13 protein-coding genes are annotated in these 14,828 nt (G+C 43.2%); 7 read left to right on the plus strand and 6 right to left on the minus strand.

What is annotated here, in order from left to right:
- Positions 1 to 14: 14 nt before the first annotated feature.
- Positions 15 to 1,127 (plus strand): homoserine dehydrogenase, encoded by a 1,113-nt coding sequence (locus AC1DP6_RS34290; RefSeq protein WP_477058917.1) that lies wholly within the window; start codon positions 15 to 17, stop codon positions 1,125 to 1,127.
- Positions 1,128 to 1,193: 66 nt separating this feature from the next.
- On the opposite strand, the gene AC1DP6_RS34295 is transcribed toward AC1DP6_RS34290, so the two are convergent.
- Genes AC1DP6_RS34295 through AC1DP6_RS34310 form a run of 4 tightly spaced genes read right to left on the minus strand, consistent with a single transcriptional unit; the run spans position 1,194 to position 4,050 of the window.
- Positions 1,194 to 1,763: a Maf family nucleotide pyrophosphatase gene (locus tag AC1DP6_RS34295; protein WP_477058918.1), complete on the minus strand. Its 570-nt coding sequence runs from the start codon at positions 1,761 to 1,763 to the stop codon at positions 1,194 to 1,196.
- Positions 1,764 to 1,765: 2 nt separating this feature from the next.
- Positions 1,766 to 2,707 (minus strand): geranylgeranylglycerol-phosphate geranylgeranyltransferase, encoded by a 942-nt coding sequence (locus AC1DP6_RS34300; RefSeq protein WP_477058919.1) that lies wholly within the window; start codon positions 2,705 to 2,707, stop codon positions 1,766 to 1,768.
- Between the two features lie 14 nt (positions 2,708 to 2,721).
- Positions 2,722 to 3,243 (minus strand): KdsC family phosphatase, encoded by a 522-nt coding sequence (locus AC1DP6_RS34305; protein ID WP_441577350.1) that lies wholly within the window; start codon positions 3,241 to 3,243, stop codon positions 2,722 to 2,724.
- Between the two features lie 42 nt (positions 3,244 to 3,285).
- Positions 3,286 to 4,050, minus strand: a complete 765-nt coding sequence (locus AC1DP6_RS34310; protein WP_477058920.1) for a Rossmann-like and DUF2520 domain-containing protein — start codon at positions 4,048 to 4,050, stop codon at positions 3,286 to 3,288.
- A gap of 296 nt (positions 4,051 to 4,346) precedes the next feature.
- Between AC1DP6_RS34310 and topA the strand changes: the two genes are divergently transcribed.
- The 6 genes from topA to AC1DP6_RS34340 all read left to right on the plus strand — a co-directional run bounded on the left by topA (position 4,347) and on the right by AC1DP6_RS34340 (position 13,105).
- Positions 4,347 to 6,698: a type I DNA topoisomerase gene (gene topA / locus AC1DP6_RS34315; RefSeq protein ID WP_477058921.1), complete on the plus strand. Its 2,352-nt coding sequence runs from the start codon at positions 4,347 to 4,349 to the stop codon at positions 6,696 to 6,698.
- Positions 6,699 to 6,826: 128 nt separating this feature from the next.
- Positions 6,827 to 7,699: a transglutaminase-like domain-containing protein gene (locus AC1DP6_RS34320; protein WP_441577353.1), complete on the plus strand. Its 873-nt coding sequence runs from the start codon at positions 6,827 to 6,829 to the stop codon at positions 7,697 to 7,699.
- A 136-nt stretch (positions 7,700 to 7,835) separates the two neighbouring features.
- On the plus strand, positions 7,836 to 10,304 hold the full coding sequence (locus AC1DP6_RS34325; RefSeq protein ID WP_477058922.1) for a tetratricopeptide repeat protein: 2,469 nt from the start codon (positions 7,836 to 7,838) through the stop codon (positions 10,302 to 10,304).
- 4 nt (positions 10,305 to 10,308) lie between these two features.
- Positions 10,309 to 11,112: a LytR/AlgR family response regulator transcription factor gene (locus AC1DP6_RS34330; protein WP_477058923.1), complete on the plus strand. Its 804-nt coding sequence runs from the start codon at positions 10,309 to 10,311 to the stop codon at positions 11,110 to 11,112.
- A 292-nt stretch (positions 11,113 to 11,404) separates the two neighbouring features.
- A complete protein-coding gene (locus AC1DP6_RS34335; protein WP_477058924.1) occupies positions 11,405 to 11,923 on the plus strand; it encodes a hypothetical protein in 519 nt (172 codons plus the stop codon).
- Positions 11,924 to 11,971: 48 nt separating this feature from the next.
- On the plus strand, positions 11,972 to 13,105 hold the full coding sequence (locus AC1DP6_RS34340; protein WP_477058925.1) for an NHL domain-containing protein: 1,134 nt from the start codon (positions 11,972 to 11,974) through the stop codon (positions 13,103 to 13,105).
- 80 nt (positions 13,106 to 13,185) lie between these two features.
- Here the strand turns inward: AC1DP6_RS34340 and AC1DP6_RS34345 are convergent, their stop codons facing one another.
- Positions 13,186 to 13,407 (minus strand): hypothetical protein, encoded by a 222-nt coding sequence (locus AC1DP6_RS34345; protein WP_441577357.1) that lies wholly within the window; start codon positions 13,405 to 13,407, stop codon positions 13,186 to 13,188.
- A 90-nt stretch (positions 13,408 to 13,497) separates the two neighbouring features.
- Positions 13,498 to 14,811, minus strand: coding sequence for a ribosome biogenesis GTPase Der (gene der, locus AC1DP6_RS34350; RefSeq protein WP_477058926.1), 1,314 nt, complete (start codon positions 14,809 to 14,811; stop codon positions 13,498 to 13,500).
- Positions 14,812 to 14,828 lie beyond the last annotated feature (17 nt).

Raw genomic sequence — 14,828 nt, forward strand, 5'->3', positions numbered from 1 at the left:
GGTTTTGAACGGTTTTGAACAGAACAAAAGGTATTAATGCACGGATCAAAAAAATCTGTATTAAAGACCCTAATAAATCAAGACCTATCGATAGCAGTTATTTTACTACCGATAAAAATGAAATCCTCGAAGATCCTACCATTGACGTAGTAGTAGAACTGATCAATGAAACCGAAGCAGCTTTTGAAATTGTGAGTACAGCGCTCCGCAATGGCAAAGCAGTAGTAAGCGCCAGCAAACGCATGATCGCTGAAAACCTGCCAGCACTGTATCAGCTGCAGGCAGAAAACAAAGTGCCATTCCTGTATGAAGCGTCCAGTTGCGCCAGTATTCCCATTATCCGCAACCTGGAAGAATATTATGATAATGACCTGCTGAATGCCGTAGAAGGTATCTGCAACGGATCAACGAATTATATTCTTACAAAAATATTTGAAGAAAATCTCAGCTTTGCTACGGCCCTGCAACAAGCGCAGGACCTGGGTTTCGCTGAAACCGACCCTACCCTCGACATCGAAGGATATGATCCGAAATTCAAAATCGTGATCCTCCTCCTCCATGCCTTTGGTACTTTCGTAAAACCGGAAGAAGTATTCAACTTCGGTATTCATCACCTGAACGATTTTGATATACAATTTGCCAAACAAAGAAACTGTACCATCAAACTGATTGCCCAGTGCCGCCGTCAGAACGGACACGTATTCTCATACGTACTGCCGCACCTGATCAAAGAACACAACCTGCTCTACGATGTATACAATGAATACAATGGCATCCTGCTGGAAAGTGCTTTCACCGACAAACAATTCTTTGTAGGTAAAGGTGCCGGTGGTACCGCTACCGGTAGTGCCGTACTGTCCGACATCTCCGCATTGTTATACAACTATCGCTACGAGTATAAAAAGATTAAACAAAATAATCAGCCCAGCTTTACCAATGATGTAAATCTGAAAATATACCTGCGCTACAAGACACCTGATCAGGTAGATCTGGCAGAGTTCTTCAACATCTCTGAGAAATACGAATCTACAGAATGGCGTTACGTGGTAGGTACTATTAACTTACAGAAACTGAGAGAAGCCGGCTGGCTGAAAAATAAAGACGTGAATATTCTTGTACTGGAATAAAGAAATGTAATAAGCAAAAACCAATCGTAAACAAAAACGGCGCTGTTCACAGCGCCGTTCTTATTACTAAAAGTTTTCCAGTTCTTCTACTACTCTGCTAACGGGGAGTCCCATTACATTATAGAAGCAACCATTAATACTGTCTATCCCAACTGCACCAATCCATTCCTGGATGGCGTAAGCACCCGCTTTATCAAAGGGCTTGAAATGATCTACATAATAAGTGATCTGTTCTGCGTTCAGCGGCTTAAAATACACGGAAGTCGTTTTGGAAAAGGCGACTTCCTTTGCGCCCTGCTGTATTATAACGCCGGTGACTACACGATGTTCTCTTCCACTCAGGCGGGTAAGGATGCCAATAGCATCTTCCCGGTCCTTTGGTTTGCCAATGATGCTGTCATCCAGCACCACCACTGTATCGGCAGCCACAATAATATCAGTGGATTCACAGAGATCCCTTACGGCCGCTGCCTTCTGACGGGCAATATGTACCGGGATGTCCGGTACCGCCAGTTCCGGAGGAAACGTTTCTGCTGTTTCTACAACCTTCACCTGGAAAGGAATGCCGGCCTGCTCCAGCAACTGCTTTCTGCGGGGCGACTGCGATGCCAGAATTACGGGTGATCCTTTATACATCTCTATAAATAAATTTTAAAAAATATCATGGATAAAATGCCTGTCAGCATTACCACCTTTACCAGGGAACTCACTTTATGATAGTGCTCCGGCAGACTGGCTTTTTTCAGCTGTAAATAAATGTACCCGCATGGCACCTGTACAAACAGGAGCAGGTAACCGATCGCAATATACCAGCCCAGTATCYATACCCGGATTTCTACTGCCAGGATAATGATGGCCAGCGCCAGTAACAACACATTGCATAAACGCTTGGCCGACAGTACCCCCCAGGCAATAGGCAGGGTGCGGCAACCGTCTTTGCTGTCGCCCATCATATCTTCCAGGTCTTTCACAATTTCCCTGACCATGGAAATAAGAAACGCAAACAACGCATATACGCCGATGATCTGTATCAGCTTTCTGCCGGTGGCCGACATAATGGCTTCAAAACTATGATAGATCTGTTTCTCGTAAAATCCTACTACTACCACGGCCAGTGCAGTTAACAACGAAATCACCACATTCCCGATGAGCACCTGCCGTTTAAAAGAAGTGGAATAAAACCACAGGAGCAGGGAACAGATCACCTGGGTGAAACCCAGATAGAACTGTCCTGTTTTAAAGGCCACCATAAAACCCAGTGATACCCCGGCCATGTTAAGCAGCGTATGCCAGGCCATGGCCCAGCGCCGGCTGATAATTTTGTCCAGCACCATCTTCTCCGGTTTATTGACAATGTCTATATTAATATCAAAATAGTCATTGATAATATAGCCGGCAGCAGCCACCAGTATGGTAGACAAGCTGAGTAGTACAAATTGTGGAACTGGCAGTGATGGTTCCTCACCAGAGCTGCGCAGCACCGGTTCTACCACACAGTATTGCAGTAAAAACTGGGTAAGGCCAATATATATCAGATTAGGGTATCTGATCAATTTAAAAAATGCAGCCCAGAGCTTCATAGTTTTCTCTTTTATTATTTCGATGCAATGCCTTCATCCATTAGCCAATGTCCATTCAGTTTCAGCACTTTTTCCATTACTTCCCTTACACACCCGTGGCCTCCGGGCAAAGGGGATACATATTTTGAAATACTTTTTATTTCAGGGGCTGCATCTGCAGGGCAGGTGGGTAAAGCTACCAGTTGCATGGGCAGATAATCCGGGATATCATCTCCCATATATAATATTTCATCCCATCGCAGTTCATGTTCAAATACATAATCCTGCAGTTTTTCCTGCTTATCATGTATGCCGGTATAAATATCCTTAATGCCAAGTCCCTGTAACCTGCTTACCACACTTTCTGATTTTCCTCCGGAGATGATCACCACCCGATATCCTTTTTTCACGGCCAGCTGCAAAGCATAGCCATCTTTGATATTCATTCTGCGGGACATTTCTCCCCCTGGCAGTAATTGCAGGGTACCATCGGTAAGTACACCATCTACATCCAGCACAAAAGTGGTGATAGATTTAAATAAAGCCAATACGTTCATGGGGCCAAAAATAGCCAATTACCCATTAAGAATTGTAATTCTCTATTTATTATGGAATTGGTAAATAGCATCGGACATCACCTGGTACACCAGTTGCAAATATTCATCATTGGCCAGCAATTCCCGGTGCAGGCTCATAGTGATTTCATCCTGGCGCAGCGCCGGACCTGTTTGGACCGTTTCTGGTGAATATTTTTCCAGGCGGTCAAATGTCTCCTTTATAATAGGTTGCAGCAGGGAAAAGTCCAGCTGCTCTTTTTCACAATATGCTTTTGCCTGGGCAAAGAGGTGGTTGGTGAAATTATTGCAAAGCACGGCGGTGAGGTGATACTTCAGCCGCTGGGCGGAGGAAGTGACAGTTACACTGCCGGAAATACTCTGGGCCAGGGACTGCAGCCGCCGTARCACCTCGTCATTGCTGGCTTCCAGCATAACAGGTATAGGCGGATAATTTTTAATTTCCTTGCGGATGGATTGTAAAGGATATAATACCCCGGTGTTGGCCGATATCCGGGAGATGGCTGTTAGTGGAACAGCGCCCGCTGTATGCACCACAATGCGCTTGCCCAGCCGCAACTGGTCATTCAGCTCAGTAATGGCGGCATCACTGACGGCCAGCAGGTAGATGTCTGCCTCCATATTAATATCCTGTAAATCATCTGTATAGGAGGCATTCAGCATCTCCCCCAGCTCCTGTGCATGTGCCATTTGCCTGCTGACCACCTGTTTTATCTGGTGGCCATGAATTTTTAAGAGGTGTCCGAAACAATGTGCAACATTGCCAGTGCCAACAATTACTATATCCATTATAATTAATTTTAAAATAACAAACTGCCTGATATCCGTATATCCGGCTGTCTGATCTCCGGACAGATCACTTGCTGCAACTGCGACCGGAATTATTCAAATACGTGCATGATTCGTGGTTTCTAATATACGTGTTTTAGCGGGTCCCCGTTTTTTTCATTACATTACAACGTATTTTAACGTTTAAAAGTGGTCTTATTTTTTAATTTGAGGTGACTTTTATATCATTGCAGAATTCATTGAAGTAATTATTTTACAGAATTTTGCGTATTTAGCAGCGCATTAAAGAAGCATACATGGCAAAAAATTTAGTTATAGTTGAGTCCCCGGCGAAAGCCAAGACCATAGAAAAAATACTAGGCAAGGACTTTGAAGTCAGGTCCTGCTTCGGTCACATCCGTGATCTGGAAAAGGATGATATGGGGATAGACATCGAAAATAACTTTAAGCCTAAGTATGTTATACCGGAAGATAAGGAAAAGGTAGTGAAAGAGTTGAAGAAGCTGGCGAAGGATACCGAGGAGGTATGGCTGGCAACGGATGAGGACCGTGAGGGAGAAGCCATTTCCTGGCATCTGTGTGAGGTGTTGAACCTGGATCCGTTAACGACCAAACGCATTGTGTTTCATGAAATTACCAAACCTGCTATAGAAAACGCCGTTCAGCATCCACGTAAACTGGATATGGACCGTGTGAATGCACAGCAGGCCCGCCGTATACTGGATCGGATCGTGGGTTTTGAAATCTCCCCGGTACTGTGGCGTAAAATGAGCATGCGTAATTCCCTGTCTGCCGGCCGTGTACAATCCGTGGCGGTAAGACTGATTGTTGAACGTGAAAGAGAAATCAACCACTTCCAGTCTGTCAGCACCTTTAAAGTAGAGGCTTATTTTACCGGTAAAGATATTAATGGTAAGAGTATTTCCTTTAAGGCAGATGGCCCCGGCAAATTTAAAACAGCCGAAGACGCGGAGAAATTCCTCCAGCAATGCGTTGCCGCTGCCTATACCGTAAAAGACATACAGGTTAAACCTGGTAAAAAATCGCCCGCAGCGCCATTTACCACCTCTACCCTCCAACAGGAAGCCAGCCGTAAACTAGGCTACAGCGTTTCCAAAACCATGTTGCTGGCCCAGAAACTGTATGAAAGCGGTAATATCACCTATATGCGTACAGACTCCGTAAACCTGTCCGATACCGCTGTGGGTGAAATTGAAAAAGCTATTAAAGGAAGTTTCGGTGATAAATACCATCAACACCGCAAATTCAAAAATAAAAATGAGTCCGCACAGGAAGCGCATGAGGCCATCCGTCCTACCTACATGGAAAACACCACAGTAGATGACAGCGATACCCGCAAACTGTATGAACTCATCTGGAAACGTACCATCGCCAGCCAGATGGCAGACGCGGAACTGGAAAAGACCATCGCCAAAATCGATATCTCTACCAACCACGAAGAACTGACTGCCAGCGGTGAAGTACTGAAATTCGATGGCTTCCTGAAAGTATATATGGAAAGCCACGATGATGAGGAAGAACAGGAAGATGAACAGGAAGGATCTTTACCTCCACTGGCGGTAAAACAATCCCTGGACCTGAAAGAAATGAAGGCCACTGAAAGATTCTCCCGCCCGGCTCCGCGTTACACGGAAGCCAGCCTGGTAAAGAAACTGGAAGAACTGGGCATCGGCCGTCCATCTACCTACGCTCCTACCATTACCACTATACAGAAGCGTAATTATGTAGAAAAAAGAGATAAAGAAGGGATTAAAAGAGATTACCGCATCATGGTACTGAAGGCGGATCAGATCAGCAAACAAACCGAATCAGAAAATACCGGCGCAGAAAAATCAAAACTGTTCCCTACTGATCTGGGCATGATCGTGACCGACTTCCTCAACCAATACTTTAATAATGTAATGGACTACGGCTTTACCGCCAAAATTGAAGAAGAATTCGATGAAATTGCCAACGGTAAGAAGGTGTGGAACAATATGATCAGCGAATTCTATTTCCCTTTCCATAAAGATGTGGAAAACACCCTGGAAAATGCAGAACGTGTAAAAGGAGAACGTCCGCTGGGAACAGATGCCGCTTCCGGCAAACCAATCGTGGCCCGCATGGGTCGCTATGGTCCCATGATCCAGATAGGCAGTGTGGAAGATGAGGAAAAACCTCGTTTTGCAAAATTAAAAGCGACCCAAAGCATCGAAACCATCACCATGGACGAAGCCATGGAATTGTTTAAATTGCCCCGTAACCTGGGTCAGTTTGAAGATTCTGATGTAGTGGTGAATATCGGTCGTTTTGGTCCATATGCCCAACACGATAAGAAATTCTATTCCCTGAAGAAGGAAATGGACCCTTACACCGTTGAACTGGATGAAGTAGCACCACTGATTGCAGAAAAACGTACGGCAAAAGACGAACGAACCATCAAAATATTTGAAAAAGAAAAAATACAGATCCTGAAAGGCCCGTATGGTCCTTATATTAAACAAGGTCTGAAGAACTTTAAAATACCGAAAGAGAAAATTGATACGGCAGCTGATTTAACGGTAGAAGAAGCCAAAGCAATAATAGAAGAAGCTAAAGCTAATCCACCAAAGAAAAAAGCACCACCCAGAAAGAAGAAAGCTGAGTAACGCAGTGGTAAGAATATGATGAAAAATGGAGGCAATGATAATAACTGCAGTGTGAGTGATATGCTTATTATTTAATTTGCCAACAGGATCACATTATTTGATGATTACCACATGATCATAATAATGGTATGAACGAAAACAGAGAAATAAACGCTTTGTTCCACCTGTTGGATGATCCGGATCTGGAGGTATTTGATACTGTTGCCAGTAAAATATTACTGTACGGTAAAGATATTATTCCAAACCTGGAGAATTTGTGGGAGAATACAATTGACGAAGCTATTCAGGAAAGGATAGAACTGCTGATTCATCGGGTACATTACCAGGATTTGCAGGCAGCGTTACGTGTATGGGGACTTTCGGAAATGCAGGACCTGTTGCAGGGCGCCATACTGGCCGCCAGGTACCAGTTCCCCGACCTGATCGATTCCCAGATTATCACAGAGATAGACCGTATCAAACGTAATATCTGGCTGGAACTAAATAATTATCTTACACCACTGGAACAGATCAATGTGCTGAACAGCATGATCTATAACTATTTTGGCCTCAAAGGAGAAGAAGTTTCCTATCAGCGCAAAAATCAGTTTTTCATTAACCAGGTCATAGAATCCAAAAAAGGGAATCCAATTACCAACGGTATCATCTATTCGGCCTTATGCGCCATGCTGGATTTACCGGTATATGCGGTCAATATACCCAGGCAGTTCATCCTGGCTTACTTCGACAGCTACGTTGATTTCTCCGGTCCGATAGACCCTTCCGACCACCGGATCTTATTTTTTATAGATCCCATTCAAGGTCAGATCTATACCCAACAGGATGTAGATACCTACCTCAAAAGGGTACAGGTACCATCTGTTCCCTCTTACTTCAAGCCACAATCCAATAAACGGCTGATACAATTCCTGCTGGAAGAATTATCCAAATGCTTCCGGGATGACAAGGATGCGTATAAACAGGATGAATTAATGAATTTAGCGAGTATACTGGAAGACTAGTCACATGACTTCTTTCTGATAAATAAAAAGCAGCCGGTTCACAAACGAACCGGCTGCTTTTTTCGTAAATTAAACAGGATTCCGATTTCTCCGGAATGATTCCCCTGATACGTCCAGTTGAATAAAAAATATCCTGATGAAACTCCATGTTGGCATGATGGCATTTTTACTGATGGTAAACCTGCAAACACTCACTGCCCAAAAAGAAGGACAACCACTAATAGATTCCCTGCTCTCCGCCCTACGTGGCATGAGAGAAGACACCAGTAAAGTAAAATGCCTGCTGAACCTCAGTGAAAATTACTATGCTGTCAATAATCCCGATGAATGCGCAGCCTATGCAGGAAAAGGGGTACTGCTATCCGAAAAGCTACATTGGCAATCAGGAATCGCACAGTCTTATAAAACAATGGGAATCGCTGCTTCTATGAAACAGGATTATGCAAAAGCCATCGCATATTCCTTAAAAGGGTTAAAAGTAGCGGAAGAGTTAAACGATTATAACATTAGAAAAAAGTTGCTCCGCAATATTGGTAGCTATTACCATATCATGAAGGACACCGCCAATCATACCAAATACAGACAACTTTGGCTGGAACTGTGTACAGATCACAAGAACAAAAAGGATATCAGTGAGGTGTATCTCTCGTGGGGAAATGATTTCACTTTTGATGGTGATATGAATAAATGCATTGCGTACTGGCTGCAGGCATTAAAAATAAATGACGAAATAGGCGATCATTCTAATCCTGATGTATTGGGCAACTTAGCGCAAGCCTATCTGAATTTACATAATGGCGCTGCCGGCCGGCAATATTTTTCCCTACTGGTCACACAAAGCGAGGCTAATAAAGACACTTTATGGGTAGGAAAAGCAATGATGGGAGTTGGAAGAGCATACTCGGAAGAAAACAACCATTATAAAGAGATCGAAACCTACACAAAAGCATTGAAAGTATTTCAACAGGTGGATGATAAATATTGGATAGCTGCAGCGCTAAATGCTATTGGCAATACTTATCTGGCAATAGATATCTATGATAAAGCGATGGACTATCAACTACGCGCCCTCAAAGTAAGTGAAGTAGTCAATGATACCTACATATTCCCCGCAGTACTGAATGATCTGACCCTTATCTATGAAAAAACAGGCGACTACGAAAAAGCGTTACAATACCTGCTGCTGGCGAAAGACCGGCTGGAGAAAAATGATAACAAACTGTTTCTGGCAGACGCATTGAACAATATTGGCACTATATACAGAGATAAAGGCGACTATGTAAAAGCAATGGAATTCCTTCAAAAAACATTACACATTTATCAGGATCTTAATAGCAAGGATGGTCTTGCCCTCGCCTTAAATGAACTGGGACTGACATACGCCGATTTGAAAAAATTTCCGGAAGCACTAAAAACCCATTTTGAAGCCCTGAACATAAATAAGGAATTGGGCGATCAAAAACTGATGAGCACTAATTTCGGAAATATCGGCAATACCTATTTATCGATGGTGAAAGAAAACAACCAGGCATCATTACCGGATAGTCTGGCTAAACTGTCAAAAAAAACATTGCTCAACCGCAGTATTGATAACCTGCAAAAATCCGTAGCCCTGGCCTCAGACCTAGGCCTCTTGAGTAATCTGCTACATGATTATGAAAGCCTGGCCACCGCTCATGAACTAAATGGCGACTACAAAGCTGCGCTGGAAAGCTATCAGAAAAAAACCATGTATCATGATAGTCTGTTCAGTAATGAAAAAATAAAAACCATTACCAGCCTGGGTCTAAAGTATGACTTTGATAAAAAAGAAATCGCCACGAAAACTGCCGGCGAAAAACAACTGGCACTCACAGAAGCCAGGAATAATTCAAGATTGGGAATCGGTATAATAACAGCTGTTGCACTGCTGCTGCTCATAACAGGTAGTTTCCGGCTACACATGAGAAAAAAGAAACAGGAACACCAGCTGAATCAGATATTACTACAGCAGGAAGCGTTCAAAGCAAGACTCGATACGCATTTTGTCAGCCATTCCATTACAGCAGTAAATGAGTTCATCGCATCCAATGACAAAGCTGCTGCCGACAACTACCTCATGCGATTCGGCCGGCTTATCAGGAATGTGCTAAAAAATTCTTTTGAGAAAACAGTCACCCTGAAAGAAGATCTTCAATTCCTGGAAGATTATTATCATCTTGTTCAACTTAAATACCCGCCGGGACATATCAAATATCAGTTGAACATTGACAGATTCGTTGATCCATCGAATATACTGGTACCACCCATGGTTTTCCAGGTATTGGTGGAAAACGCTTTGCATCATGGATTTACCAAAGAACACGGAGGAACGTTACAGGTCACTGTTCAACAGCACAACGACAGGATGGTTTGTACGGTAGAAGATGATGGCATTGGCAGAAAAAAATCGCAAGAAAAAAGAGATCCGCAAAGGATTCCCTACGGCTTACAGCTGGTGGAAAAATTAATAACATTCTGGAAACCTGACTATGGCAGCACTTCTTTTGAAATCATTGACCTGTCTGACCAACAAGGAAATCCAACGGGTACCAAAGCAATATTTTCATTTCCAGTAAACGCCTGATAAAATGAATGACGTTATTACAAGTATTATTGTTGAAGATGAACCTGTACATAGTAACCGGCTGAAAAAACTACTGGCGGCAACGGATAGCCGCATCCAGGTGCTGAGCGTATGTGATACCATAGAAGCGGCTTTCATCGCTATCAGCACACATCAGCCAGATGTAATATTTCTTGATATAGCGCTGCACGACAACCCAAGAGGAGGATTTTATTTGCTGAAGAAATTCAAAAAGATACCCTTTGATGTAATATTCACCACCGCGCATATTGATCATAATATAAAAGATATCCGCCGCTGCGGTATAGACTATCTTCCAAAGCCTTATATGCCGGACGAACTGGAAGAAGTGTTGGATAAATTCTGGCAAAAACGTCCTGGCGATGATGGCGCCAGACAAATAAATGTGCTATTATCCAACCTGACAACGGACCAGGTGGATGAACAAACCATCTCCTTCAGACGATCAGAGGGCACCTATTTCGTAAAAGCAAAAAACCTGATTTATTGTAAATCAAACAATCAGTACACAGAAATTTTTATTAGAGAAGATGAAAATGATACGCATTTGAAAGGGATCATCACCACTATTGGTATAGGTATCTGGGAAGATTATTTAACATCCCTGAATTTTTGCAGAATACATGACTCCACCATCATTAACCTAAAATACATAACTGCTTTTTCGCCAACAAAAAGTGAAGTGACGTTAAAATATCTTCCCGAACCGCTACATGCGTCAAGGAACGGGAAAAATAAGCTGGTAGCAGAAATATTCCAAAAAACAATACGCATCAATTCCATTTAACCCGCTAAACAGGTCATATACCAAATAACAAAGGCATCCTCCAATTGCCCATTTTATTATCTGATAGGTGAGATATTTTTGACCCAATATGATCAATCAATATCAATAAACACCTGTTATGAAACGCTATTTACTATCCTGGTATGTAACACCCGGTTTCCCTTTTCTACCGGGGTCACCCTTCAGCAATGATGTTTATTATATAGAAAAAAGATCCGGTTAATTAATTTGGATTCCTACCCATATACTTACAACAGTCATTACACCTCTAACATACATAAAACCTCCTCACATGAAAAAGATTTTTTCACTATTATGCCTCATCGGTATGCTCTCTACTTTTTTTGTTTCCTGCAAAAAGGGTGGGGATGAAACTATTAACAGTACCAGACCTGCCTACTATGTAAAATTTAACATAAACGGCGTTCCGCGCAGACTTGAATCAGCAGGCATCCAAAATGCTTCCCAGAATTCATCCGCTTTTGCAAATAATTACATAATGACAGCTGTTAATATCTCTAATTTCAGTGAAGCATTTGAAGTTGTCTTCTATTGCGATACCCGCATAAAGACCAATAGCATTTTTATTGCAAATGACAATGCTGCTCCCAATACATTTATTATGAACTATGTCTATAATGGTGAAGGCCTTGGCTCCTCTGTTAATGATGATAACGGACGTATGACACTAACCGTTACCAGCGTCACAGCTAATGCCGCCAAAGGTACCTTTTCAGGAGTACTGATAGGTAGTACTTCAGGTAAGAAGTATACCATTACTGATGGAGAATTTTACTCCCCTTTCCTATAATGAATAAAATCCGGCAGATACATTTCATCTAACCTTCAAAATTCATTAATGATGAAAAAAACAATCTATCTCATTAGTATTTCATTCTTATGTGTGGTGGCAGCTTGTAAGAAAGATGGCGCCAACGGTATAAACACCATCACCAATAAGCCGGCAGATGTGGTGGTAAAAGTGCTTGCCACGCCGGTGATTACTACGGTGGCTGGTAATGGTACACAGGGATTTAGTGGAGATGGAGGACTGGCTACTGCTGCACAATTATACAACAACCGCCGTGTTGCAGCAGATGCTGTCGGGAACTTCTATATTTCTGACGTGGGCAACAACCGGATCAGGAAAGTAAATACGAGTGGTATTATCAGTACTATAGCAGGTACCGGTATCAATGGATTTAGTGGTGATGGAGGCCTGGCTACTGTTGCCAGCCTGGGATTTATCCAGGGAATTACGGTAGATAAAACCGGCAACATTTATATTGCCTGTAATGACCGTATCCGGAAAATAAGCACCGCTGGCATTATTACTACAGTAGTAGGCAATGGTGGTACTACGCTGCCGAACAACGGTGATGGAGGGCCTGCCATTAATGCGAGATTGAGTTCGCCACAAGATGTAACATTTGATAAAGCAGGAAATATGTATATCGCGGATTGGGCTCATCATCGCGTACGCAAGGTAAATACGGCAGGTATCATCAGCACCCTTGCCGGCAATGGCATGCAAAACTATAACGGCGATGGTATTCCGGCCATCAATGCAGTAGTGCAATATCCTACCGGCGTCGCAGCAGATACACTTGGCAATGTATATATTGCCAGTGCCAACCGTATCCGTAAAGTAAATAGTAGTGGAACCATCAGCACTATTGCGGGTGATGGCATGTATGGGGGTGGAGGTGATGGCGGCCCCGCTGTAAATGCCCGTGTTGGTACCATCGGGTTGCTGGTAGATAAGATGGCGAATATCATCCTGGCAGACTATTCAAATGCGCGGGTACGTAAAATAGCCATTTCAACCGGCATCATCACCACCATTGCAGGAGGAGGAATGGTATTGGGTGATGGCGGCCTGCCTGCTGCCGCTAATTTGGTGTACCCTACGGGCGTAGCTTTGCGTACAAATGGAGACCTTTTAATAGCCGATTATGGCGCCAAAAGGATACGTAGAGTAACTAACCCTTAAGTATAATCAAAAAGCCCACCGCATAAGCGATGGGCTTCTTAATTTCTTGCAAGAAAGATATTATTTGATATAATAATCTCTTACTTAGCTGGAGTTGCAGCAGCAGCTGAATCAACGTGAGCAGCAGCAGAAGAATCAACGTGAGCAGCAGAATCAACTGGAGCAGCTGCCGGAGCAGTTGGAGCAGCGTTCATAGTGTCAACAGTTGTAGTTGCAGTAGAATCAGCAGCTGGAGTGCTACCACCGTTACAAGCTACAAAGAACATACCTGCAGCAACAGCGAATACGAATAATTTTTTCATTTGATTGTTTGTTTTATTTTTAAAACCGCCGCAAAGGTATACAAATTTTATAAATTACAAAATCCTGTCATCTCTTTTTTAGCGAAACGGCTATTTTTGTCTGAAGAATATCTTCAATGGCACCCCAGTAAAGTTGAAATTCGTACGGATCTGGTTTTCCAGGTAGTTACGATACGGTGTTTTCACGTCATCCGGGAGGTTACAGAAAAAGGCAAATGCCGGCGTGTGCGTAGGCAGCTGCGTAACATATTTAATACGGATAGGGGTACCTCTTACTACCGGCGGATGATACGCTTCAATCGCTTTCAACAGAATTTCGTTTAATACGGAAGTCTGGATTCTGCGTTGACGGTTATCATATACTTCCAGCGCGGTTTCTATCGCTTTGAAAATACGTTGTTTCTCTGTTACAGAGGTAAAGATGATAGGAACATCGGAGAAAGGCGCCAGGCGCTTCTTCAGTTCTTTTTCATAATCTCTGGCGGTGTTGGTACCTTTTTCCATCATATCCCACTTGTTCACCAGCACCACAATGCCTTTACCTTTACGGGTAGCCAGACTGAAGATGCTGAGATCCTGTGCCGTAACGCCTTTTTCGGYATCCAGCAACAGCATCACCACGTCAGACTCATCTACTGCTTTGATCGCACGGATAACGGAATAAAACTCCAGGTCTTCATTTACCTTGTTCTTACGCCTGATACCTGCGGTATCGATCAGCATAAAGTCTTTCTGGAACATGTTGTAACGGGTGTGAATGGTATCACGGGTAGTACCGGCAATATCAGAAACGATATTACGCTCTACGCCTACCAATGCATTCAGCAGGGATGACTTACCTACGTTCGGTTGCCCGATGATCGCAATTTTCGGCAGATCATTGTCGAGGGTAGCATCTCCCATTTCAGGGGTAATGTTGGTCACTACTTCATCCAGCAATTCACCGGTACCGCTACCGGTCATGGAGGAAAGGAAGTGAATATGTTCAAAACCGAGGCTGTAAAACTCAGTGGCTTCCAGCTGGCGTTGATGGTTATCTACTTTATTTACTACTACGTATACCGGTTTGGAAGTGCGGCGGAGAATATTTGCCACGTCTGCGTCCAGGTCTGTAATACCTGTAGTTACATCACACATAAAGATGATCAGGTTGGCCTCTTCCATGGCCACTTTTGCCTGTTTGCGGATTTCCCGCTCAAAAACATCATCACTGTTGGTTACAAATCCGCCAGTATCAATTACATTGAAGGTTTTGCCATTCCAGTCAGCAACACCATATTGTCGATCACGGGTTACACCGCTCTGGTCATCCACGATGGCCTTACGTTGTTCCAATAAACGGTTGAACAACGTTGACTTGCCTACGTTGGGACGGCCCACGATAGCTACTGTAAATCCTGCCATTTTTTATTATATTTTGT

The sequence above is a fragment of the Chitinophaga sp. 01L420 genome (assembly GCF_056399985.1).

Excerpts from the sequence above, each read along its gene's own strand:
- topA (WP_477058921.1), top strand. The coding sequence starts at position 4,347 with ATGGCAAAAAATTTAGTTATAGTTGAGTCCCCGGCGAAAGCCAAGACC.
- AC1DP6_RS34340 (WP_477058925.1), top strand. The coding sequence starts at position 11,972 with ATGATGAAAAAAACAATCTATCTCATTAGTATTTCATTCTTATGTGTG.
- AC1DP6_RS34335 (WP_477058924.1), top strand. The coding sequence starts at position 11,405 with ATGAAAAAGATTTTTTCACTATTATGCCTCATCGGTATGCTCTCTACT.
- AC1DP6_RS34325 (WP_477058922.1), top strand. The coding sequence starts at position 7,836 with ATGAAACTCCATGTTGGCATGATGGCATTTTTACTGATGGTAAACCTG.
- AC1DP6_RS34330 (WP_477058923.1), top strand. The coding sequence starts at position 10,309 with ATGAATGACGTTATTACAAGTATTATTGTTGAAGATGAACCTGTACAT.
- AC1DP6_RS34345 (WP_441577357.1), bottom strand. The coding sequence starts at position 13,407 with ATGAAAAAATTATTCGTATTCGCTGTTGCTGCAGGTATGTTCTTTGTA.
- AC1DP6_RS34295 (WP_477058918.1), bottom strand. The coding sequence starts at position 1,763 with ATGTATAAAGGATCACCCGTAATTCTGGCATCGCAGTCGCCCCGCAGA.
- AC1DP6_RS34320 (WP_441577353.1), top strand. The coding sequence starts at position 6,827 with ATGAACGAAAACAGAGAAATAAACGCTTTGTTCCACCTGTTGGATGAT.
- AC1DP6_RS34305 (WP_441577350.1), bottom strand. The coding sequence starts at position 3,243 with ATGAACGTATTGGCTTTATTTAAATCTATCACCACTTTTGTGCTGGAT.